The sequence below is a fragment of the Acinetobacter sp. P1(2023) genome, from assembly GCF_028367635.1.
Lineage (GTDB): Bacteria > Pseudomonadota > Gammaproteobacteria > Pseudomonadales > Moraxellaceae > Acinetobacter > Acinetobacter pittii_E.
In genome coordinates this window covers 150354-173786 of record NZ_JAQNDD010000004.1, presented here as the reverse complement: position 1 = coordinate 173786, position 23433 = coordinate 150354, and the positions used below count along the sequence as shown (strand labels likewise).

General features: G+C 36.8%; 22 protein-coding genes. 9 read left to right on the top strand and 13 right to left on the bottom strand.

The window, feature by feature from the left end:
* Positions 1 to 48 precede the first annotated feature (48 nt).
* The 8 genes from fdx to POD11_RS07805 all read right to left on the bottom strand — a co-directional run bounded on the left by fdx (position 49) and on the right by POD11_RS07805 (position 6163).
* Complete coding sequence (gene fdx / locus POD11_RS07840; protein ID WP_009387062.1) at positions 49 to 387, bottom strand: ISC system 2Fe-2S type ferredoxin; 339 nt, start codon at positions 385 to 387, stop codon at positions 49 to 51.
* A 17-nt stretch (positions 388 to 404) separates the two neighbouring features.
* The gene (gene hscA, locus POD11_RS07835; RefSeq protein ID WP_016141157.1) at positions 405 to 2264 is read right to left on the bottom strand and encodes a Fe-S protein assembly chaperone HscA; all 1860 of its coding nucleotides are present in this window, start codon (positions 2262 to 2264) and stop codon (positions 405 to 407) included.
* Positions 2265 to 2301: 37 nt separating this feature from the next.
* On the bottom strand, positions 2302 to 2820 hold the full coding sequence (hscB, locus tag POD11_RS07830) for a Fe-S protein assembly co-chaperone HscB (protein ID WP_005076214.1): 519 nt from the start codon (positions 2818 to 2820) through the stop codon (positions 2302 to 2304).
* An 88-nt stretch (positions 2821 to 2908) separates the two neighbouring features.
* On the bottom strand, positions 2909 to 3229 hold the full coding sequence (gene iscA, locus POD11_RS07825) for an iron-sulfur cluster assembly protein IscA (protein ID WP_016141156.1): 321 nt from the start codon (positions 3227 to 3229) through the stop codon (positions 2909 to 2911).
* 30 nt (positions 3230 to 3259) lie between these two features.
* Complete coding sequence (iscU, locus tag POD11_RS07820) at positions 3260 to 3646, bottom strand: Fe-S cluster assembly scaffold IscU (RefSeq protein ID WP_002117907.1); 387 nt, start codon at positions 3644 to 3646, stop codon at positions 3260 to 3262.
* A gap of 67 nt (positions 3647 to 3713) precedes the next feature.
* Entirely contained in the window at positions 3714 to 4931 is a 1218-nt protein-coding gene (locus POD11_RS07815; RefSeq protein ID WP_016141155.1) for an IscS subfamily cysteine desulfurase, read from the bottom strand.
* Position 4932: 1 nt separating this feature from the next.
* Positions 4933 to 5406: an Rrf2 family transcriptional regulator gene (locus tag POD11_RS07810; protein WP_002117915.1), complete on the bottom strand. Its 474-nt coding sequence runs from the start codon at positions 5404 to 5406 to the stop codon at positions 4933 to 4935.
* Between the two features lie 109 nt (positions 5407 to 5515).
* Positions 5516 to 6163, bottom strand: a complete 648-nt coding sequence (locus POD11_RS07805) for a hypothetical protein (protein WP_262456866.1) — start codon at positions 6161 to 6163, stop codon at positions 5516 to 5518.
* A gap of 208 nt (positions 6164 to 6371) precedes the next feature.
* On the opposite strand from POD11_RS07805, the gene POD11_RS07800 reads away from it, so the two are divergent.
* From POD11_RS07800 to POD11_RS07790, 3 genes are all read left to right on the top strand, one after another.
* The gene (locus tag POD11_RS07800) at positions 6372 to 6827 is read left to right on the top strand and encodes a phasin family protein (RefSeq protein ID WP_016141153.1); all 456 of its coding nucleotides are present in this window, start codon (positions 6372 to 6374) and stop codon (positions 6825 to 6827) included.
* Between the two features lie 169 nt (positions 6828 to 6996).
* A complete protein-coding gene (locus tag POD11_RS07795; protein ID WP_001043034.1) occupies positions 6997 to 7269 on the top strand; it encodes an HU family DNA-binding protein in 273 nt (90 codons plus the stop codon).
* A gap of 131 nt (positions 7270 to 7400) precedes the next feature.
* Complete coding sequence (locus POD11_RS07790) at positions 7401 to 9266, top strand: SurA N-terminal domain-containing protein (RefSeq protein ID WP_262456865.1); 1866 nt, start codon at positions 7401 to 7403, stop codon at positions 9264 to 9266.
* A 49-nt stretch (positions 9267 to 9315) separates the two neighbouring features.
* Here POD11_RS07790 and POD11_RS07785 read toward each other — a convergent pair whose 3' ends face one another.
* Complete coding sequence (locus tag POD11_RS07785; protein ID WP_442866959.1) at positions 9316 to 10260, bottom strand: AraC family transcriptional regulator; 945 nt, start codon at positions 10258 to 10260, stop codon at positions 9316 to 9318.
* 189 nt (positions 10261 to 10449) lie between these two features.
* Between POD11_RS07785 and POD11_RS07780 the strand changes: the two genes are divergently transcribed.
* A complete protein-coding gene (locus tag POD11_RS07780; RefSeq protein ID WP_239968644.1) occupies positions 10450 to 11673 on the top strand; it encodes an alkane 1-monooxygenase in 1224 nt (407 codons plus the stop codon).
* A gap of 113 nt (positions 11674 to 11786) precedes the next feature.
* Here the strand turns inward: POD11_RS07780 and POD11_RS07775 are convergent, their stop codons facing one another.
* The 4 genes from POD11_RS07775 to POD11_RS07760 all read right to left on the bottom strand — a co-directional run bounded on the left by POD11_RS07775 (position 11787) and on the right by POD11_RS07760 (position 16437).
* Positions 11787 to 12992 (bottom strand): acyl-CoA dehydrogenase family protein, encoded by a 1206-nt coding sequence (locus tag POD11_RS07775; protein ID WP_262456863.1) that lies wholly within the window; start codon positions 12990 to 12992, stop codon positions 11787 to 11789.
* Between the two features lie 23 nt (positions 12993 to 13015).
* Positions 13016 to 14299, bottom strand: coding sequence for an acyl-CoA dehydrogenase family protein (locus POD11_RS07770; protein ID WP_262456993.1), 1284 nt, complete (start codon positions 14297 to 14299; stop codon positions 13016 to 13018).
* Positions 14300 to 14528: 229 nt separating this feature from the next.
* Positions 14529 to 15902 carry an ABC1 kinase family protein gene (locus tag POD11_RS07765; protein WP_016145145.1) on the bottom strand — a complete coding sequence of 458 codons (1374 nt, stop codon included), beginning with the start codon at positions 15900 to 15902 and terminating at the stop codon, positions 14529 to 14531.
* A gap of 232 nt (positions 15903 to 16134) precedes the next feature.
* A complete protein-coding gene (locus POD11_RS07760; RefSeq protein ID WP_262456862.1) occupies positions 16135 to 16437 on the bottom strand; it encodes a hypothetical protein in 303 nt (100 codons plus the stop codon).
* Between the two features lie 190 nt (positions 16438 to 16627).
* On the opposite strand from POD11_RS07760, the gene ybaK reads away from it, so the two are divergent.
* The 5 genes from ybaK to cobU all read left to right on the top strand — a co-directional run bounded on the left by ybaK (position 16628) and on the right by cobU (position 23432).
* On the top strand, positions 16628 to 17095 hold the full coding sequence (ybaK, locus tag POD11_RS07755; protein WP_016141145.1) for a Cys-tRNA(Pro) deacylase: 468 nt from the start codon (positions 16628 to 16630) through the stop codon (positions 17093 to 17095).
* A 157-nt stretch (positions 17096 to 17252) separates the two neighbouring features.
* Positions 17253 to 19484, top strand: a complete 2232-nt coding sequence (locus POD11_RS07750) for a TonB-dependent receptor (protein WP_262456861.1) — start codon at positions 17253 to 17255, stop codon at positions 19482 to 19484.
* Positions 19485 to 20048: 564 nt separating this feature from the next.
* Complete coding sequence (gene mtlD, locus POD11_RS07745; RefSeq protein ID WP_262456860.1) at positions 20049 to 22196, top strand: bifunctional mannitol-1-phosphate dehydrogenase/phosphatase; 2148 nt, start codon at positions 20049 to 20051, stop codon at positions 22194 to 22196.
* A 103-nt stretch (positions 22197 to 22299) separates the two neighbouring features.
* On the top strand, positions 22300 to 22926 hold the full coding sequence (locus tag POD11_RS07740; RefSeq protein WP_262456859.1) for a 2'-5' RNA ligase family protein: 627 nt from the start codon (positions 22300 to 22302) through the stop codon (positions 22924 to 22926).
* The gene (cobU, locus tag POD11_RS07735) at positions 22914 to 23432 is read left to right on the top strand and encodes a bifunctional adenosylcobinamide kinase/adenosylcobinamide-phosphate guanylyltransferase (protein WP_262456858.1); all 519 of its coding nucleotides are present in this window, start codon (positions 22914 to 22916) and stop codon (positions 23430 to 23432) included. Before POD11_RS07740 ends, cobU begins: the two co-directional genes overlap by 13 nt.
* Position 23433: the final 1 nt, after the last annotated feature.

Sequence of the window (23433 nt, the reverse complement as noted above, 5' to 3'; positions counted from 1 at the left end):
ATAAAACATAAAAAAGCTGCTTTAAAAGCAGCTTTTTTAATGACTCGATTAATGATTTTCTGAAGCGTGGTTGATTGTATATTTAGGGATCTCAATTTCTAAATCTTCATCAACAATTTTTACTTGGCACGAGAGGCGAGAATCTGGTTCAAGACCCCAAGCGCGATCTAAAAGATCTGCTTCAACATCATCCATTTCTTCTAGGCTATCAAAACCTTTACGAACTACTACGTGACAGGTAGTGCAAGCACATGACATGTCACATGCGTGTTCGATTTTAATTCCTCGATCAAGCAAACTTTGGCAAAGATTTGCATTTTGTTCAACTTCAAATTCTGCACCTTCAGGACAAAATTGAGCGTGAGGAAGTACTTTAATACGGGGCATATTGATCACCTATACCTTTAGTTTGAATTTGACCAATCTTCAAGTTTTGTACCTTTTAAGGCGTGGTCAATATGTCGATTCATACGTAGTGCAGCAAAAGCATCACTATGTACTTTAAGTTGTTCTACAGCTTTTTCAATTGCTTGAATATCATTGCCTTCAAGTTGTACTTTAAGCGAATTTTCAGCGGCTTTAAGTGCTTCGAGTTGCTCATTATTGAGTAAATCCGCATCCACTTTCAGAGCTTGTTCTAGTGCTTCAAGCTCACGTTGGGCCTCAACTTTGGTTTCTTTTAAATGACGCAGATTTTTATCTTCTTCCGCGTGCTGGAAACCTTCAATTAATAAGCGTTCAGTGTCAGACTCTGATAAACCATAAGATGGTTTTATATCAATTTGAGCTTGGACACCTGAAGTTGTTTCACGAGCTGAAACCGTGAGTAAGCCATCTGCATCTACTTGAAAGGTAACTTCAATACGTGCTTGACCAGCAGTCATTGGAGGAATGCCATGAAGAACAAATCTTCCTAATGAACGACAATGCTCGACTAAATCTCGCTCACCTTGAACTACATGAATAAGCATGGCTGTTTGGCCATCTTGATAAGTAGTAAATTCCTGACGACGAGCAACTGGAATAGCTGTATTACGTGAAATAAGACGCTCCACTAATCCACCCATGGTTTCTAAGCCAAGAGAAAGAGGAGTGACATCCAAAAGTAATGAACCGTCTTGGCTGTTTCCAATTAACTGATTAGCTGTAATGGAAGCACCAATTGCAACTACTTCATCAGGGTTAATTGTACAAAGTGGTTCTTGATTAAACACATTGCGAACTGCTTGTTGAACAGCATAAGAACGGGTAGAGCCACCTACTAAAACAACGTTTTGAATATCTGATAATTCAAGTTTTGCATCACGTAAAACACGTTTGCAAACACTGATTGTTTTATCTAAAGCAACTTGAATGATGCTTTCAAAGGTTGAACGATCAAGTGTTAGTTCATTTTCAAGTAGTTTTAACTGAACCGATTCTTGTGTAGACAATTGTTCTTTTGCTTGACGAGCAGCCACAATAAATACGGCATAGTTTTCATCGCTTAGCGTATCAATGTTTAGCTGTTTTTTAGCCCATTTAACAATAAGACGGTCTAAGTCATCACCACCTAAAGCAGTATGGCCACCAGTAGCTAATACTTCAAAGACACCTTGTGAGAAACGTAGGATTGATACGTCGAAAGTACCACCACCTAAGTCATAAATCACATAATTGTGATCTGTGGCTAAATTTGTTTCCTGATCTAAACCATAAGCCACAGCAGCAGCTGTTGGTTCATTTAGAAGACGTAATACATTTAAACCAGCGAGCTGTGCAGCATCACGTGTCGCTTGGCGCTGAGCTTCATCAAAGTAAGCTGGAACAGTAATTACAGCACCATTTACTGGATTTTGTAAGCTAGATTCAGCGCGTTCTTTTAGCTGTTTTAAAATTTCAGCTGAAATTTCAACAGGCGTTTTGCGGCCAGAACGTGTCTCGAAAGCTGGCATCTCATTTTCAGAACCCACTAACTCATAAGGGTGTTGAAATTTGATATCTGCTTTTGAGCGTCCCATAAAACGTTTTACAGAAACGATTGTATTTTTTGGATCAGCAATAATGAAAGGCTTTGCTTCTTCACCATAGTGAGTGATATCACTTCCATAGTGCACAATAGAGGGTAGAAGTCTTCTTTCTTTTTCGTCGTTGAGGACTTTTGGTTTGCCTGATAACACTGTCGCAACTAGAGAATGTGTTGTTCCTAGGTCGATACCAATCGCAATGCGGTGTTGATGTGGGGCACTGGATTGACCCGGTTCAGCAATTTGCAAAAGTGCCATGAGTTAAATCCTTTGAATATAAATTGAAAAAAGCAAATTAAAAATCGTCATCTAAATCAAAGTTGTCTTCATCATCCAACAATTGATCTTCTGCTTTTTCAATATCGTTAAGAACGCGCTGAAAGAAACGTAATTTACGTACAGTATCTCGAGCTTCACCCCAGTCTTCATCTGAGTAATCAATTTTAAACTCGCGAACTAAACCCTCAATCCACTGAAACACTTCTTGTTTAAGAGTGCTTAAATGCTCTTGTGAAGTTGCTTCATCAAGTTGTTCACGAAGTTCTAGAGCTGATTGCAGAAACTCAAAATCACTAATAGATTGATCTAGGTGATGATCTTGCTTTTTTAATGCAAGAAGATAAGCAGCGCGGCTATCTACTTGCGATAGAACTTTAAAAGCTTGATTGATTTCACTTGATTTGATCAACGCCTGATCTTTATCTTCTGCTTTATCTGGATGATATTGCTGCTGCAAGCTTAAGAAACTAGATTTTAAGCTCGCCAAATCGATATCGAGTTCTACGGGTAAATTGAACAACTCAAAATGATTCATTAGAAAGGAGGTCCACGTTAATTAAATACATTAAAACAGTGCTATAAAAAGACACTGTTTTAATGAAAAGGATGGAAGGAGAAGTGGGTTATACAGTGAAAGACTCACCGCAACCACATTCACCTTTCTTATTAGGATTGTTAAATTCGAACCCTTCATTAAGGCCGTTCTTAACGTAGTCCATTTCTAAGCCTTCTAAATAGACTAAGCTTTTTGGATCTACAACAACCTTAACGCCAAATTGTTCGAAAACTTGGTCATGCTCATCGATAGAATCAACAAATTCGAGAACATAAGCCAACCCAGAACAACCAGAAGTTTTCACACCCACGCGAATGCCTTCACCCTTACCTCGGTTTTTAAGGTAATTGCTAATATGAGTCGCAGCATTTTCAGTTAAATGAATCATGAAAACTCCAACGTTTACAATGGTAACAAATTAAGCTTTAGATTTTTTACTGCGGTAATCATCAATCGCAGCTTTAATTGCATCTTCAGCTAGTACAGAGCAGTGAACTTTTACTGGTGGAAGTGCAAGCTCAGTTGCGATATCAATATTTTTGATCGCTTGAGCTTCATCAAGAGTTTTACCTTTTAACCACTCAGTTACAAGGGAACTTGATGCAATTGCAGAACCACAGCCATAAGTTTTAAAGCGTGCTTCTTCAATCACGCCGCTATCGTTTACTTGAATTTGTAAACGCATCACGTCGCCACATGCAGGTGCACCCACCATGCCTGTACCTACATTTTCAGAGTTTTTATCTAAAACACCAACATTACGAGGGTTTTCGTAATGATCAATTACCTTTTCGCTATAAGCCATTTCGCTTCTCCAAACCTCGGGGTCAGCCTAATATTAATATGAGGGTAAAAATACTAATTTCAATAAATTAGTGTTCAGCCCATTCAACTGTAGAAAGATCGATACCTTCTTTATACATATCCCAAAGCGGAGAAAGTTCACGTAATTTCTCAACAGCGGCTTTGGTAATTGTAAGCACGTGATCAATATCTTCTTCAGTTGTGTATTTACCAAAACTAAAGCGGATTGAACTGTGTGCAAGCTCATCAGATAAACCTAATGCGCGAAGAACATATGAAGGCTCTAAGGTTGCAGAAGTACAAGCAGAACCACTTGATACCGCAGCATCTTTAAGAGACATCATTAAAGATTCACCTTCAACAAAGTTAAAGCTGACATTTAAATAGTTAGCAACGTTTTGAGTTGGGTGGCCATTCAAGAAAACTTGTTCAAGATCTTGTAAACCATTCCAAAGCTTGTCGCGAAGCTTACGGATGCGCTCTTGTTCTGCTTGCATTGTTTTGCCAGCAATTTCAAAAGCTTCACCCATACCTACAATTTGGTGAGTCGCTAAAGTACCAGAACGCATACCACGCTCATGACCACCGCCATGAATTTGTGCTTTTAAGCGCACACGTGGACTACGACGTACATATAATGCACCGATACCTTTTGGACCATAAATTTTATGAGCAGAGAAACTCATAAGATCAATTTTCATAGTAGATAAATCAATTTCGACTTTACCAGCCGCTTGTGCTGCATCTACATGGAAGAATGTTTTATTGGCACGTGTTAATTCACCAATCGCTGCTACATCTGTAACTGTACCAATTTCATTGTTCACCATCATCAGTGAAACAAGAATAGTATCTGGGCGAAGGGCAGCCTTAACCATTTCAGGAGTAATTAAACCTGTTTGTGGCTCTGGCTCTAAATAAGTAATTTCAAAACCTTGTTCTTCTAATTCACGACAAGGATCTAGAACAGCTTTATGTTCAATTTTACTTGTAATGATATGTTTGCCTTTAGATGCATAGAACTGAGCTACACCTTTAAGGGCAAGGTTGTCTGACTCAGTTGCACCAGAAGTCCAAACGATTTCACGTGGATCAGCTTTAATTAAATTTGCTACTTGCTCACGTGCATATTCAACTTTTTCTTCTGCCTGCCAGCCATAAGCGTGGGAACGAGACGCAGCATTACCAAAGGTACCGTCGAAAGTTAAACACTCCATCATACGTTCTGCAACTTGCGGATCTACTGGAGTGGTTGCTGCGTAATCAAGATAAATTGGACGTTTCATATCAAATACCTGTACCCGATAAAAGAGCTGAATCTGTGCCAGTCACATTTTGGCGTAATGCAACAGTTTGAACGTTGTCTCGGCTAATGAGATCGGCAAGAGAGATTTTTGCTAAATAGTCGGCAATATGATGAGAGAGTTCTTGCCATAAATCGTGAGTGAGACACATTGCACCATTCTGGCAGTTACCTTTGTGGTCACAACGTGTTGCATCAACGGTTTCATTTACGGCTTCAATAATTTCTAACACAGTAATTTCATCAGCATTTCGAGCCAAATGATAACCACCATTTGCACCACGAACACTAGAAACTAACCCATGACGCTTAAGTTTTGCGAATAACTGTTCTAAATAAGCAACTGAAATGGATTGGCGTGCGGCAATTTCGGCGAGCGTGATCGTTTGTTCAGTTGGCTGCAAAGCTAAATCAAGTAGAGCAGTCACTGCGTAGCGACCGCGAGTTGTAAGGCGCATGATTCGATACACATGTTAAGACTAGATAATAGGATTTTATGAATCCCGACTAAAATAGTCAAGTTTTTTTATTTTTAATTCAAGTATAGGAACAAAATGGAAAAATAAATTAAACGACCCACAAATTATATATGAAATAAGCAATAAATATTAGGCTAATTATACCAAAGGAGAGGTTAATGTTTCGTTGGCGTCGCTGTAAACGGGTAATTCGATTTTGATATTGTTTTATTTCCACATGAAGTGAATTGATTTCTGATCGTTGTTGATCAATTTTTTCAAGTAAAGGTGCAATCTTTTTATGCGAAGCAAGTGTTTCAGCTTCATCATCAGTTGCATTGAACCATTGTTTCCAGTCTGCAAGTAACTTAGGTAGTGTTAAGTGAGAAATTAAATCTAGAAGTTCCTTTTTAGTTTCTTCATCTCCATCAATACGCATATTGTTAAGACTGCGCTGATTTGAAAAACCGAAAATTTTAATGAGGTCAACGAGAGTACTATTAATTTCAAGATCAATACGTCTGTCAAAAGAGTGGATATCGAATAACAAGCCTTTCTCTGTAAATTGAACATAGAAGTCAAAAAAAGGCAGATAGCTGTTAATGCGAATTGTTGTTTTGTTTAAGATAAACTTTTTCGCTTGCAAGCGAAGAGCACCATCGTGGGTGAGAATAAATGAAAAGAAAGTTTCTAAAATAATTAGAACAATATTCAGCAACAGACGCGGATGTTTTTGTCTTTGTTGCGTTTCACTCATAAAAGTTTATCCTTACAAATAGCAATTAATTGAAGAATGGGACATCCTATCCCAAACTTAACACAATGTCGTGTTAAATATATTTACATGACTTAATTGCTTTGTAGAACAGTTTTGTAAATGGATCAAGTCTTTACTTTGATATTATAGAAATATTTTGTGGTCAAATCAGTCATCATTTCTCTCATCTGATTAGGAGTTTAGATTAATGGATAATGCAAATATAGATAACCATACAGAAGAGTCAGAAGAAAAAAATAAATTAAAATCAAGAGGTTCAAGAAAATCAGCATTGGATTTTAGAAAGTATACTAAGCAAATTTGGTTGGCGGGACTAGGGGCATTTTCACGTGCGGAAGAAGAGGGCAACAAACTCTTTGATTCCTTGGTCAAAGTTGGTGAAGAGTTAGAGTCAAAAACTGGGGACTTGGCTGATAATACTGTAGGTAAAGTTACAGAAAAAGCTAAAGAATCTGTATCTGAAACAAAAGATAAGGTAGAGAAGATTCTTGATACGAGTGTTAATCATTCTTTAAACCGAATAGGACTAGTCACTCCGAAGGATTTACAACACATTGAACAGCTGCTTGTACAACTGCATATTAAGGTGGATGCTTTAATAGAAGAAAACCAGCAGTTGAAAGCAAAATTGAATAAAAAGTAAAAAAATGTTGGGATTTAGCAAATATATAACAGTTTTTTAGCATTTATTTTTGCTAAAAGCCCTGCTCTAGTATTGCGTTTTCCCCTAAAGCATTGCTATAAAGGCGTCATGGCCTTTTAAACTATAGCCTTGGACCTTAAACAAACGATATTAAGAGGATGTTTTATTCATGAATAAATCAGAATTAATCGATGCAATTGCTGAAAAAGGGGGAGTATCTAAGACTGATGCAGGCAAGGCACTCGATGCGACAATTGCGTCAATTACTGAAGCACTTAAAAAAGGTGACACAGTAACTTTAGTTGGTTTTGGTACTTTCAGTGTTAAAGAACGTGCTGCACGTACTGGTCGTAACCCTAAAACTGGTGAAGAGCTTCAAATTAAAGCAACAAAAGTACCAAGCTTCAAAGCTGGTAAAGGTCTTAAAGATTCAGTAGCTTAATCTTTTAAGATGAATAAACGCGCCAATATAGGCGCGTTTTTTATTAAAAATCTGAATTGACCAATATTGCTCATTCATTGATTGTGGTTTTTCAGTTAAAATTCTCCTCGAAATAAAATATTGGAATACTTATGGAATCGTTTCGTACAGTCATTAAGGGTTGGCTCGGCAAAGTCCTTCTAATTTTGTTTTTGACCCCTTTAGCACTTGTAGGTATTGAAGGATATTTTAATAGGGGAAACAAGGCTGATGTTGCAAAGACAGTAAACGGCCAAGAAATATCTAAAAAAGACCTTGAAACTTTAACTCAGTCTTACAAACAACAATATTTAGCTGCTGTTAAAGGTGATGAGAGTTTACTTAATTTGCCTGTCATTCAGGCTAAGGCACTTGATATTTTAGTGTCGCGTAATTTATTGATTCAGCAAGCGGAAAAATTAGGTATTTCTTTGAGTGATACTCAAATTGAGCAAATGTTAGCTCAACAGCCTAGTTTGCAAGAGAATGGTCAATTCTCACAAAAACTCTATGAAAATTATTTACGTTCGATCGGCATGACAAGCCAAGGTTTAATTTCAAGCCTACGTCAAGATCATGCTTTAAAAATGTTAACTTCTACATTTGCTGATTACTCTCTAGTAAGTAAAGTTGATCTTATGCAAATTGCGAATTTGCAAACTGAACAGCGTACTTTGCACTTAGCTAGTATTAAATTAGATAGTTACAAAACAGGTTTAACTGCCTCTAATCAAGAAGCTACAGATTATTACAACAAGCATCAAAATGAATTTAAGCAACAAGCTTCGGTTGATGTGGATTATGTTGTGTTATCTCCTTCAATGGTAGCTAAACCAGCTCCTGCAACTGAAGCTGAACTTCAGCAGGCTTATGCAAAGTTTGTTGAAACTCAGAAAAAAGATGCCAAGCGAACCGTGAAGCATATTTTAATTACTACTGATGCTCGCGATGATGCAGCAGCTCAAAAGCTTGCAAAAGAAGTGTATGCAAAAATTCAGGGCGGACTTTCATTTGCTCAGGCTGCATCTCAGTTTTCTGAAGATCCTGGTTCTAAAGCAAAAGGTGGTTTAGTAGAAGCATATGCACCAGGTGTTTTCTCAGATGCATTTGATAAAACTGTCTTAAGTTTGAAAAATGGGCAAGTTTCACAGCCAGTAAAAACACAATATGGTTACCATATTATTGAAGCAGAAACGCAAGCGAACCAAATCCCTTCATTTGAAGCTGAGAAGGCACGTTTAACTGCTGAGGTTGAAAAGAATAAAGTTGCGACTGTTTATTCAGATACCGTAAATAGTTTGAATGAAACGATTGTTGGCAATGATTCATTAGAAGCAGTTGTACAAGAAGTAAAAGGTACAAAAGTTGAGTCATTAAATGGTGTAACTTTAGCTACTCAAAATCCATATTTAAGCGATCCAAGCGTCAAAGTTAAATTATTTAATGATGATGTGAAGAATGGTGACCGTAATACTTCCTCTAATATTCAGTTGGCGAATGGTGATACGGTATGGGTTAAAGTACGTGATTACCACGCAGCTGGTGTAAAACCATTAGCACAAGCGATGAATGAAGCGAAAGCAAAAGTTATCGATGAAAAAGCGCGTAAAGCTGCTCAAGCAAAAATTGCTACTATGTTGACTGAGTTTAAAACTCAACCTGCAGACCAAGTGGTTGCTAAAAATAAAGTCACATTTGAGTCAGCTGGTGTATTTACTCGATCACAAGGTTTAAAACGCGAAATTGAACGTGCTGCATTTAGCTTAGCTACACCTAAGCCAGGTATGTGGTCTGTTACAACAGCAAACTTACCAAATGAGCTTGTAGTCGTTGCCGTTTCAAATGTAAATTCATCAGCTGTAAATGCTATTCCTGCTGATCAGTTACAACAGTTAAAACAACTTTATCGCCAATCACGTGGCCAACAAATATTGGAAGATTACAGCCAATATCTAAAATCACATGCAAAGATTAAATAGATAATTTAATCAAATAAAAAAAGCGCTTCGGCGCTTTTTTTATTTTCTACTAATCGAGAGATTGTTCGATATATTGCTGTCGATATTGTTTAGGTGATAAATCAAAACTTCGTTTAAATGCTTGACTAAAAGCAGTTTCAGATGAGTAGCCAACTTTATTTGATATTTGCTGAATTGATAAGTTACTTGTACGTAAATATTGGCTAGCTAAACGAAAGCGATAATGTTGCAAATAAGTTAGAGGGGGTTCACCAATAATACTGCTAAATAGATTTGCGAATTTGGAACGTGACATACAGCATTGTTCTGCTAAAGATTCAACGGTCCAAGCCATTTCTGGTTGGCTATGAATAGCAGATAGGGCATTACTCAATTCAGGGTGAGTTAAGGCACTTAGCCAGTTTTGTTGATCAGTCATTTGTTGAACGTGATCACGTATACATTCAATAAGAAGAATACTGACTAGATGATCAATAATTTTGTCATGACCCGGCCTGATTTTTTGAGTTTCAATTGCTAAAAAATAAAGTCCAATTTGTAGCCATTCAGGTGGGTTGGTTTGATTTTCATGTTGAATATGCATAATACATGGCAATGCATTAATCAAAGGACCTGCCATATGAGTATCAATCTGACAGCGTAAACATAGCAATAATGTTTTATCCGGAGAAGAAGTGCCAAACTCGATCGCGTCTTGTCTATGTCCGTTAAAAAGTGAAGTAATATCTAGAGAATCTACTAATTTACTGGCTGTTGATTTTGAATCAGTGGCACTATGTGCTTTTCCTGAAGGAATTAAAATAATATCACCAGCTGTCGCAATTATTTTTTCTGACGCATTAAGTTGAATATATACTGAACCAGTTAAAACAATATAGGCAAGTAAAGCAGATTGATCTTGTGTTTTAAAAGCCCATTCTCCTTGTGCTTTTAAATAGATGTATTCAGACTTATTAAGGTGAATATCATCAAAAAACTTACTTAGTGCATCCATCTTTAAATGATCAATCATTATTTTAATAAAATTATAGTGAGCTATAAGAATAGATCAACATGTGTTTTTAGGACAAAAAAGTGGAAGAAAATGCCAAAGACTTTAACATAGGTTTTTTGGACGGTTACTACTGTTAAGTAAACACTATTTCTTTAACTATATAGATATATAGAAAAAGGAAATATGACTATGAATGCACCAGTGAATGTTCAGCAAGAACTTATGCCAGTGCCTGCGTCTATGCGTGAGATAGATCGTAAACGCTTTTTATGGATGATTAGTCCCGCTTTACCTGTAATTGGTTTAGGTATTTTAGCTGGTTACCATGTTGGTCCACGCCCATTAAAAAAAGTTTTCGCTTTAGGTGGCCCACTTTTATTACATGTTGTGATTCCCGCAATTGATACTGTTATTGGGAAAGATGCACGTAATCCGACTGATGAAGAAATTAAGCTTTTAGAAAAAGATCCATATTATTCACGCCTTGTAAAAAGTTTTATTCCTTTACAGTATGCCGCAAACGCTTATGCATGTTATTTAACAAGCCGTAAAACCACGTCATTTATTGATAAGATTTTACTCGGTGTTTCGATGGGTGCGATTAATGGTATTGCCATTAATACCGCACATGAGTTAAGTCATAAACATGATCGTATTGATCATATCTTATCGCACTTGGCGTTGGTTCCGACAGGTTATAACCATTTCCGTATTGAGCATCCATATGGCCATCATAAACGTGCAGCAACGCCTGAAGATCCAGCTTCTTCACGTATGGGCGAAACATTTTATGAATTCTGGCCACGTACAGTTGTAGGGTCTTTTAAATCTGCCATTGAAATTGAGAAAAATCGCTTAAAACGTAAAGGTAAAGAATTCTGGTCAGGTGATAATGAATTATTACAGGGTTGGGGAATGAGTGCGGCTTTCCATGCTTCTATGATAGGAATTTTTGGTAAAAGCACAATTCCATATTTAGCGACACAAGCATTTTATGGCATTAGTCTTTTTGAAATTATTAACTATATTGAACATTATGGCTTGCTGCGCCAGAAAAAAGAAAATGGTCAGTATGAGCGTACAATGCCCGAGCATAGCTGGAACAATAATAACGTCGTAACAAACTTATTCTTGTATCAGTTGCAGCGTCATTCAGATCACCATGCTTATCCGACTCGTCCATTCCAAGCGCTACGTCATTTTGATGAAGCTCCAGAATTACCAAGTGGTTATGCAAGTATGTTATTACCAGCATTGATCCCTTCATTGTGGTTTAAAATAATGGATAAGCGAGTTTTTGATCACTATAAAGGTGATTTAAACAAAGCAAATATTTCTTCAAAACGTCGTGCAAAAATCTTCAAAAAATTTGGAGTAGTAGACCAATCATTAGAACCAACAACTGCTAAATAAATAAAAACTTAAGTCCTGAAATATGAAAACCCTCTTATTATTCTTAATGAGAGGGTTTTTAGCTTCTAAAATTTGGAAATAGGTAAGGGAATACTGAAATTCCCTTTACTCTATTATTTTAGTTCACTCGATGATTTACCAAGTTCACGACGTGCAATAATTAATTGTTGTATTTGCTGAGTACCTTCAAAAATATCAAGAATTTTTGAATCACGCGCCCATTTCTCAAGCAACTCATCTTCGTTATAGCCAACACTTGCTGCTAATTCGACACATTTTAAAGTGATTTCATTCCCAACACGACCTGCTTTTGCTTTTGCAATAGAAGCCTCTTTAGAGTTTGGCTTTTTATTATCTGCCATCCATGTCGCTTTTAACATGAGTAGGCGAGCAGCTTCCCATTCAGCTTCCATACGGTAGATCTGTGCTGCCAGGTTAGAAGCATGTAGGTAAGGGGTAGAATAGTCAGGATCTAGCTGATCTTTAAAAATCTCTTTAATACGCTCTAAAGAAGCTTTTGCGCATCCAATTGCCATTGCTGCAACTAAGGGGCGAGTATTGTCAAAAGTTTCCATTACTCCCGCAAAGCCTTTGGCAACGTCGACTTCGGCATTACCTAAAAGATTTTCGGCTGGTACGCGGCAGTCAATAAAACTAATCACGGCTGTATCTGAAGCTTTAATTCCCAATTTATGTTCGAGACGTTCAACCTTCATTCCGGGCGTACCTTTAGGTACGACAAATGATTTAATTGCTGCACGTCCAAGTTTACGATCGAGCGTAGCCCAAACAACGACAGAATCTGCACGTTCGCCTGAAGTTACAAAAATTTTTTCACCATTTAGAATGTAGTCATCGCCATCTTTAGTTGCTGTGGTACGGATAGCTGCAGAGTCAGACCCGCAACCAGGTTCGGTAATGGCCATGGCTGCCCATGTTCCTTTGAACCGTTCTAATTGCTCATCATTTGCGACAGCGGCAATTGCTGAGTTTCCAAGACCCTGACGAGGCATACTCAGTAATAAACCCGTATCGCCATAACACATCTCAATAATGCCAAGAGCGGTCGACATGTTGGTTCCATTACGAATACCTTCATTGTCTGTATCACCACGCTTTCCAGCACCCGCAGCTCCAGCATTAATCCCTTCGCCGCCTTCATTCATACCGTCAATGAGAGAAGCGAGCATATCAAGTTCTTTTGGATATGCATGCTCAGCTTTGTCATATTTACGTGAAATAGGGCGTAAAACATTGATCGCAACATCACGTGCTTGATCAATCATCATTTTGAATTTTTTAGGATTTTGTAAATTCATTAAAGTATCCTCTGATTGATCATTTAAGCATGTAAGCCAGATTGTAAAATTGCAGTAGCCCGTAAATCGCGGTACCAACGTTCAACAGGATGTTCTTTTGTAAAACCATGTCCACCAAGAATTTGCACACCATCTGTACCGATTTTCATGGATTTCTCAGCACAAAGTAGATGAGCTAAGTAAGCTTCGCGGTGAAATGGTTTGCCAGACTCTGCAAGGCTTGCAGCATTTAGAATCAACATACGCATTGCATCAATTTCAATAGCCATATCAGCAATCATGAAAGCGACACTTTGACGATGAGAAATAGGTTCACCGAATGCAGTTCGTTCATTGGCATATTTAATACAATAAGCTTTTACAGCTTCACATGTACCTACAGCCATTGCACACCACATTAAGTTGCCTAAATCTAAAAAGGCGGTGTAATCAAAATCTGTTGCGCCTAGTCGTAGAGCCGGGGTGTGATTAAAGCGAAGAGTTGCTGTTTCCGTCGCTTTAAGGCCCATGGCCGGAGTGTTTTTAATAGAAATAGTTTCGTTACTCTGTACGACAAACATATCGGGTTTACCGTTAAAGTCTGCACTTACCAAAAACACATCAGCCAAATCACCTAAAATGACTAAGGTTTTTTCACCATCTATAAAATATTGATCATTTTCAAAAGAAGCTTGTGTTTTTAAAGCATAAGCATTAAATGCTGGAGTAGCTTCTTGTACTGCAAAGGTTGCGGTAATGTCTGCGTCTTCTGCAAAACATGGCAAATACATTGATTGAACTTCAACAGAACCCCAACGTGTGATTGCATTAATAACGCTAAAGGTACTGAGTAATCCTGCTGTAAGGCTAAAATCACCTTCAGCTAATTTTTCAGCAATTAATAAGTTACTAACAATATTTTGTTCGGTCGCTACACCACCTAATGCTTCTGGAAGTGCATAGTAATTGAGTCCTAAATCTTCAACATATTGCCAAAGACTTTCAGGAAACTGAGCGGCCTGATCAGCCTCATGAGCCAACCCCAATAAGACTTCTTGAGCAAATTGAGACATTGCCTCAGAAGTCATTTGTTGTTCTTCGGTTAGACTTAAATCAAATAGATTTTTTTGTTGAAGAGGCAAACGTTGTTGAGAAATTTGTTTGGGTTTAAATGCTTTTTGAGTCTGTGTTAATGCTCTAAAACCAGCTTTTGAACCTTGATAAAGAGATTTTTCAACAAATTTACGCAACTTGAGTTGATCAAGTACATCGCTTCCAGCCAATCTAGTGATCAGCGATAAACCCAAACCCTGAGCTTTATTGATCATACTTGTCATGATTATGGTGTCCTAACACATTGTTATTGTTTTATGCTGACACGCCTCATAGTAAAAAACTATGTCGTTACTGACATTCGAAAAATGAGTAGATAAAAGGTAAATAAAAATTAATTAAGTCTTAATATACTGATTTTATTTGTTTAAATTGGTTTTAATATTGGGTGAGTTGAGTGGAATTGACTAGAATGACATAGAATCATTCTAGTCTTTCACTAAATCAAGCAAAGTTACGAATCATACGTCGTACATTAGTTTTTGCATCAATTACCGTCATAAACGTATAGGCTCCGATAAATTTACGGCTAATAAACATAAATTCTTTTGGAGGAACCGAAAAATAACGAGATGCCATTGATTTACTCGCTTGCTGCATAACACGGCTGTGGAGCTGGCTTTTCTTCCAGTCATAACGTTCGTGTTCATCCATAAGGCCAGCAGGCATATCTGGATTATTTGCAGGAGTACTAAATGCCTCTGTCGCGAGTAAGAATACATCAGCCATACCTGGTTTAATACTTTCAGGCATTGCATCAAAAAACTCGTAACCAGTCATGGCTTTCACCATTGCATCTTTATTATGCTGATAACCTGCCTGAATGAGTTGACGTGCAACTGTTAGCAAGTGTTCATCAAACTGACGAATCGCACCAAAATCTAATAATACAATTTTGTCTTGAACATCTTGTCCATTACCTAAACGTACTAGGTAATTACCAAAGTTAGGGTCAGTTTGCATTTCACCCCATTCAAAAATTTCACGAACCGCAATTTCTAGCGAAGCTTCACCAAGTTGATTGCGACGTTCTTGAGGTAATGACAGCATAACCGGGCTGTTAATTGGCACGCCACGTTCAAAAGTCATGCAGAGTACTTGATTGGTACAATATTCATCTACAATTGTTGGAACAATATAGCGCTCATCATCTTTTAAACGTTCACCAAAACGACGAGTAGTGGCAGCTTCAACACCATAGTCAACTTCACGATGCATCATTTCACGTACTTCATCAAACCACTGATCAAATTCACGGGTTTGTGGAACCATACGTGTCAGTTTAAGCATGTTTTTAAACAAGCTCATATCGGAGTCAATTGCATTTGCAACGCCAGGATATTGAATCTTTAAAACTAACTCTAAGCCATCTGATTTGCGCGTTGCACGGTGTACTTGCGCGAGAGAAGCAGTACCGATTGGCTCATGATCAATAGTTAAATCATTTAATTTAGCGCCCAGTTGCTCTTGAAGATGTGGCTTAATTGCAGGCCAATCTAATGCAACTGTCTGGTTATTTAAGGTATTTAACGCTTGCGTAATTTCTTCAGGTAAAAAATGTTCACCATAAAGGGCCATCATTTGGCCAATTTTAACAATAGAACCCTTAAGTTTACCTATTTCAGAAACCAGATAATTAGCTTGTTCGCTCATCGCTTTTTTACGTTTCTTTTCTTTTTCTTCCTCATTAGAAAATATAGAAGAGGCACTTGCAGTTGCCCAACGTGTTCCTGCAAGTAAAGAAGCTTTCGCGATTGATAAGCGTCGATCCATGGAAGAAGTTTTTAAACTCTTAAGCTTATCTTTCTGATTTGACATGAAAATAGAATCCTATGCGCATCATGCAGCCAAACGCTGGTGATCTAAAATTGTAACGAATATTACATGTTTTGAGCGTATTAAAATAGTTCTCTCAGACTGAATGATCAGTCGAAATGGCTATCTTTATTTCAATAATTTTAAAATAGCCTAAGCAATTTTAAAATTGAAGAAACTTACAGCGTTCAGATGAGTAAAAATAGGGTAAACGGATCTTTTATAATCACTTAGATTACATTTTAAATTGGATCTTAAATTCAGACTTTTGCATCAAGTGAAGACGATTAGCCTGAATATGCTGTAACAACATTTGTTTGACGGAATCATGCATAAAACCAAGTGCATGAGCTTTTACAATAATAATGCTAGGCAAGGTATAGAAAAAATATTTAACATCGTCGAGTGTGGCGTTATTAAAAACACCTTGTTCAACTAACGTCTGTTGCAAAAACTGCTTTTCATTTAATACATAATCTGAAGATTCATCCCAAAAACGGTGACGCATAGCCATCAGATTGTTGTGTTTATAACTCATAAAATTGTTAGCTCAGACTTCAACTATAAATAAAATATATGGAGTCGAGTCCTGAATATCAAGTTGAGATTATTTTTTATTCAGTTGCTCTTTGATTTTTTATGTAATTCTTGTAAATAGCCTAAGCAAATTTAAAAATTTTTTTAAAAAAACTATAATCGAAACAATTTCATCTCTAACACTACTTATTATGACTCCTGCATGTAGACTGTTAAAAAGTAATAAAATTGAATTTTCAATCCATGAATATGAACATGATTCAAATGCTAAAAGTTTTGGACTAGAAGCCGCAGAAAAACTAAATTTAGACGTAAGGGAAGTATTCAAAACCTTAATGGTAAGCGACGATAAGAATTATTTTGTCGCAGTATTGCCAGTTAATCATCAATTAAATTTGAAAAAAGTAGCTACGGCGTTTGGCTGTAAAAAATTGCAGATGGCGAACCCTAAAGATGCTGAGCGTCTAACAGGGTATTTAGTCGGAGGAATCAGTCCTTTAGGTCAAAAGAAACGTTTAAAAACTGTTATTGATGCATCTGCACAAGAGTTCAGCAAAATTTATGTAAGTGGCGGGAAACGGGGATTAGATATTGGCTTAAATCCTAAAGATTTAGCACAACTCTTAAACGCTCAATTTGTTGATGTAATTGATGAGTAAAATCAATCTCTTTCTTATCTCATCTAATTAATTAATTTCCCGATAATATAAGTAAGATTTATTTAATAAAAACAATTCTCATTATTATTTATATTTAGTATTATTCCGAGCTTTATAAAACTTAACTAATAATTTTTGGGCTAGGAGAAAGGGAAAAATGTATCCATATAAAAAGGTTGGGACAAACTCAAATCATCTAATGCGTGCTGAATCACAATATTTTAAATTAAAACCTTGCTGTCTTGCTCTAACAGCAATATTTACACAACAGGTTTATGCAAATACAAATATTCAAGAAGAATCCATTAATAATCAAACGACACAAAAGCCTGTAGCCCAATTGCAAAAAATTATAGTGACGGCGACAAGAACACCCAAAAATATTGCTGAAATTGCAAGTACAGTTCAAACGATTGAAAAGCAGCAAATTGAACAACAGGCTACAGCTGGACGAAAAATTGCCGATATTCTAGCTCAGTTAGTTCCATCACTAGGCGTGAGTAGTGGAACAACTACTAACTATGGGCAAACAATGCGCGGTCGCGATGTCATGATCATGATTGACGGAGTATCGCAAAATGGATCACGCGATGTCGCTCGACAGTTAAATAGTATTAGCCCAGGCATGATTGAACGTATTGAAGTCCTTGCTGGAGCTACGAGTATTTATGGATCTGGTTCTACCGGTGGGATCATTAATATTATTACGAAACGTGCTGATTCGACTAAACCTGTAAGTTTTGAGACCAAACTTGGTATTACATCTTCTGATACATTTCGTGGAGATAGCCTAGCTTATGAAATTGGCCAATCTATTTCATTTAATAAAGATAATATAAATGGTTTCTTGGGAGCTAATTTTACTAGCCGTGGATCTCAGGTTGATAGTCATGGTGATCGTATTGCTATAGCACCTATGCAGGGAAGCCGCCCTGACACCGATACAGTTGATATTAACAGTCGTCTAAATATAGATTTAACCGATAACCAATCACTAAGTTTGGGTGCACAGTACTATAAAGATGAACAGGATACGAATTATGGTCCAGATTATGGAAAAAATTATATTTATGGGGGAGCGCCGAACTCCTATATTGGAAAAAAGGGATTAGAAATAACCAATCAACCTTTTACAGAGCGCTATGCATTTAATACTCAATATCAAAATAAAGATATTTTAGGTCAGATCCTAAATCTCGAAGGATATTACCGTAAAGAAAGTGCTCGTTTCTTTCCAGTCTTTTTAGGAGGAGAAGGCACAGAAGCAAAACAGTCTCAATCTGAAATCGAAGTTACTGGTCTGCGCTCAACGTTACAAACTGATCTGAATATTATGAATCGTGATCTTAATTTAACTTATGGTTTAGATTATGAACATGAAAAAGATCATCAACATTATGAGCACTTCACAGCATTTAATACAGGTTTGATATATCAACCTACTGGTAAAACTTCCGATGCTGGCCCAAATACAACAATTCAAAGTGCTGGCGTTTTTCTACAAGCTGATTACTCTTTAACAGAGCGCATGAACGTACAAGCTGGTACTCGTTATCAATATATTAAAGCTGAAACCGAACGATATTCGACTAAAAATGGAATACAGCCAAGCGGATCTGTAAATGACGATGCTGTTTTATTCAATTTGGGAGCGATATATAAATTAACAGATGAGCAGCAAATATTTGCTAATTTCTCTCAAGGTTTTAGTTTTCCAGATGTACAACGGATGATGCGTGATGCATTTAATATTTCAACAGCTAATATCCAACCTATTAGTGTAAACAGCTACGAACTAGGCTGGCGTTTACAAGGGGAGCAGAGCCTAAATCTAGGTATAACAGGTTTCTATAATACCTCAGACAAAGTGGTTCAGTTCTACAAGAATAGTAATAAAGAAACTGTTGCTGAAGTTATGGACAAAGACCAGCGTGTATATGGTGCTGAACTAACGGCGACCTACCCATTTATGGATGAGTTTAAAGTTGGGGGGACGCTTGGTTATACGCGAGGTCAATATAAAGATACGGATGGTAAATGGAAAGAGTTAAATGCTTTTCAGGTTTCACCAATAAAAGGTACTGTTTTTGCTGAATGGAACAGTGATGAGGGATATGGCACTCGTGTGCAAATGCTTGCTATAAAAGGTACAAATGAAGCCGTAAAAGATGGCTCACTTTCAGCTGTAAAAATTAAAGGCTATAGCACGATGGATGTGTTGGCACATTTTCCAGCATGGAAAGGACGTATAGATTTTGGTGTATATAATGTTTGGAATAGAGACTATCGAACTGTCTATAGTCAACAAGCAGAAAAAGTATATGGGCTTGTAGAAAGTATTCCAGCTGAAGGACGTACTTACGGTCTTAGTTATACATTTAATTATTAATGTGAAGGAATATAGGGAATATCTATAAATTATAGGTATTCCTTAATAAATATAAAAAAATAGCAAAATAAACTTGCATCAATAAATGAAAATGATTATCATTATCCTTATTGAGAGTTAAGGAGGGTTCTAAAAAATTAATTATAGTACGTACCACTCTAACGTTAAGTTTTTAGTCGATTTAAAGTTATACCAGCGACTCCAATAACAATAATGCTGAAAGATGAGTTGATTTCTGGTATGTGAGCGCCTGCAAGATATTATAACAACAGGCAGGTTCAACTAGCGGTAAATGGAACTAATAAAAATAAACATTATCAGCGCAACAAAAAGAACTAAACAAAAGCAGCAGGCGAGGAAGGCTTGCTGCTTTTGTATTTAAGGTTAATTTCATAGTTATTCATATATTTCAACTGTTTTAGACTTTTAACTCTACTGAGTAACAGATGGATTATATTTTTGATTAAAAAATAACCACTAATGTTTCATTTATTAACATCCTACCTTTTTAGGCATTTTTTTGTATACCCTGAATAAAACATGATCAAAAAAAGAGGTAAAAACGTGCTTATTTTTCATGGAAAACCTGTTCATGGAGCTATCTTCGATATGGATGGGACAATGTTTGACACTGAGCGATTACGGTTTCAAACATTGCAACAGGCATCTCAAGAACTTATTGGGCAGGAGTTTTCTCACGAATATTTAATGCAATGTTTAGGTTTAAGTGCAACTACTGCTGAGCAATTAGCTCAACGGTTATATGGTGTAAATGTTCCCTATAAAGAAATTCGAAAAAGAGCTGATGAGATGGAACTCGAACATATTCGAAAACACGGCGTGCCTATCAAAAAGGGTTTAGTTCAGGTTCTAGAACGTTTACGAAAATCTGGGTTAAGAATGGCTGTTGCCACATCAAGCCGTAGAGCAATTGCCGAAGAATATTTAATTAATGCCAATGTATATAAATTTTTTGATGTAATTACCTGTGGTGATGAAGTAGAACAAGGAAAGCCACATCCAGAAATCTTTTTGAAAGCTGCTAGCCAACTTCACTTAGACGCTAATCAGTGTCTTATGTTTGAAGATTCTGAAAATGGTTTAACCTCAGCTCACACTTCAAAAGGTCTAACGATTTTATTAAAAGATATTAAAGAGCCTAATGATGAAATGCTGGAAAAAGCGCATTTTTATTATGACCAGATGTATGACTTCTTAACAGATCTCGACCAATTTATTCCTGTTATGGATATGCCTGAAATACAGGAACCTTTTCCTCAAAGTTTGAATCTATTGACAGTTGGGATACATGGTTTTGGTGCTATTGGTGGTGGTTACATAGCGCAAATCTTGTCACATTGGGATGGATACACAAAACCAAAGAGAATTATTGCTTCTACACGGAATAGTCTTTTTCGCGAAGCTGTAAATGCATTTGGAACCTATAGTATTCGCTATGGACAATTTTCTTATGATGAACGTATTGAGAATATGACCATTGTTGATTCTGAAAATGAACAACAAATGTTAGAGATGTATACTCATTCCAGTTTGATTGCACTTTGTTTACCTGAGCAAGCTATTGAAGCTGAATCAAAAATAATTGCAAAAGGGCTGTATGCACGTTTTAACTCGCCACTTGAAACATGTATTGAACCGCTAACTTTTCTAATTATTTTAAATAAAGTCAGTGCGAAATATTTGGTTATGAAGCATCTTAGAGAAGCTCTACTAGAGTTAACAAACGATGAAGATGTTACTGAGCATATTTTAAAAGAACATTACTTTTGCGACACCGTTGTAAACCGCATGGTTTCAAAGCTATCTAATCAGAGTTTATATCGCCAACTTCGTATTAAGCACCATTTTCTTGAACAGCATTTATCTGATGTGGAGCATGAAGAACAGGTCGAAATTGAAGAGTGCAATAAATTGACCCAAGATCAGCAAAATCAGGCTTCCGTATATATTGATAACATGCGCCGTAATTTCCAGCCAGGGCATATTTTACAAAGTATGGACTTAATTCTGTTTCATAGCGAAACGGATATACCAATTTATGTAGAGAAAGGCAGTCCTTTACTTGAAAAGCTGCGTCAAGTTGTCTTGGTTAGTCAGATTACAGACATCCAATTAATCAAAAATCGTCTCTGGAACGGCGTACATGCCATGCTTGCCTGGTATGCCTCATTAATGGGGTACGAATCTATTGGCGTTGCAATGGGAGATCATTCGGTTAAAGCATTCGCAGAGAACTTAATTAGAGAAGTAAAGCAGGGGCTTGCAATAGCCTTACCTAATTATGCAAAAGATCTAGATCGAATAGCACAAAGCTTTTTAGACTCATGCGAATATGCATTTAAAGACCCTTGTCAACGAGTGGCGAGAGATCCACTACGAAAATTAACTCATAATGAAAGAGTAATTGCATCAATTGAGGTAAATATGAGCCATGATTTGCCTTATAAAAATCTATTAAAAGGGGCTGCTTTAGGTTATGCCTATGCGATTCAATTTTTAGAAATTGAAGAGACTGATGCAATTAAACATTTACACCAGCAAATTCAGAAATTGGATATGAGTACGACTCAAAAAAGCCAACTTGAAGCTGAGTTAACGGAATTAGTCCAATATTTATTTTCTGAACAAGGCAAACAACCTTTGGAAATGAATATGATCAACTCTAAAACTACACGCACTCAATATGCTTAAGTTCTTTTAAGTAATTAATCCCACAACTAAAAGGCAAACATGCTTTAATACGAAATATAAATGATTTTGAATTAAAGCTGTGCTGCTAAAACCTTCGACTTTCATGGTGCCAACATCTATACAGGATTATCCTGAATGGCACCTTGGGCGTCAAAATTATGCTTTATGGTATTTAGAAATTAATGATCAAAAATTAGTTAATTATCTAGATACTTTACGTGCGCATTTTTCAGAGTTCTTATTAGAACCCAATCTCCGTCAATTTCATGTCACATTGTTTATATGTGGATTTTTAACTAACGAGGCTAGAACTTATAGTGATGACTTTAGTTTCAGTGAATTTAAACAGCAAAGCGAAATTTTAAAAAAAGAAGATATTGCACCATTTCGATTAAAAATTGGCTTAGTTGATAGTTTTACTAGTGCTTTATTTGTAGAAATCCAAGACACTGAAAATATCTTATCTCATATACGCCAAAAACTAGGCCTAGTTTCTAATGAAATTGCAGCTTTAGATTATTGTCCGCACATCACATTAGGCTTATATAAAAAAGATTATAGTAGTGAGTTGATTTTGCAAAAAAAAATTCAATTACCTGTACAATACAAAAGAGCTGAATTTGACCTTAAAGTTGAGCATTTAACGTTTGGTTATTATCAGGCTCAATCTTTACAAGGTAAATTATATCCATATCAGCATTTGTTTTTAGGTGATTCATGTTGCAATTGATTTTAGGTGGTGCCCGTTCTGGTAAAAGCCGACTGGCTGAACAAACGGCAATATCTATGCAATTAGCTGTCACTTATGTAGCGACGGCGCAAGCGCTTGATCCAGAAATGCAAAACCGAATTGTACATCATCAAAATCAGCGTCCTGCTCACTGGTTTTTGGTTGAAGAACCATTATTTTTAGCAAAAACTCTGCAACGAATTGATCGACCTAACCAAATTATTTTAGTGGATTGTTTAACGCTTTGGCTAACCAATTTGCTAATGTTAGAAGATCAGAATGTTCAACAATTTGAGTGTGAGCAGCTGTTAAAAGTTTTACCCACACTTCAGTCAGAAATCATTTTAGTAAGTAATGAAACTGGGTTGGGGGTGGTGCCACTTGGTGAGATTAGTCGCCGTTTTGTAGATGAAGCAGGAAGGCTACATCAAGCATTAGGACAAATTGCAGATAAAGTTGTGTTTTGTGTGGCTGGTTTTCCAATGATTTTAAAAGGTGAGAAATAAA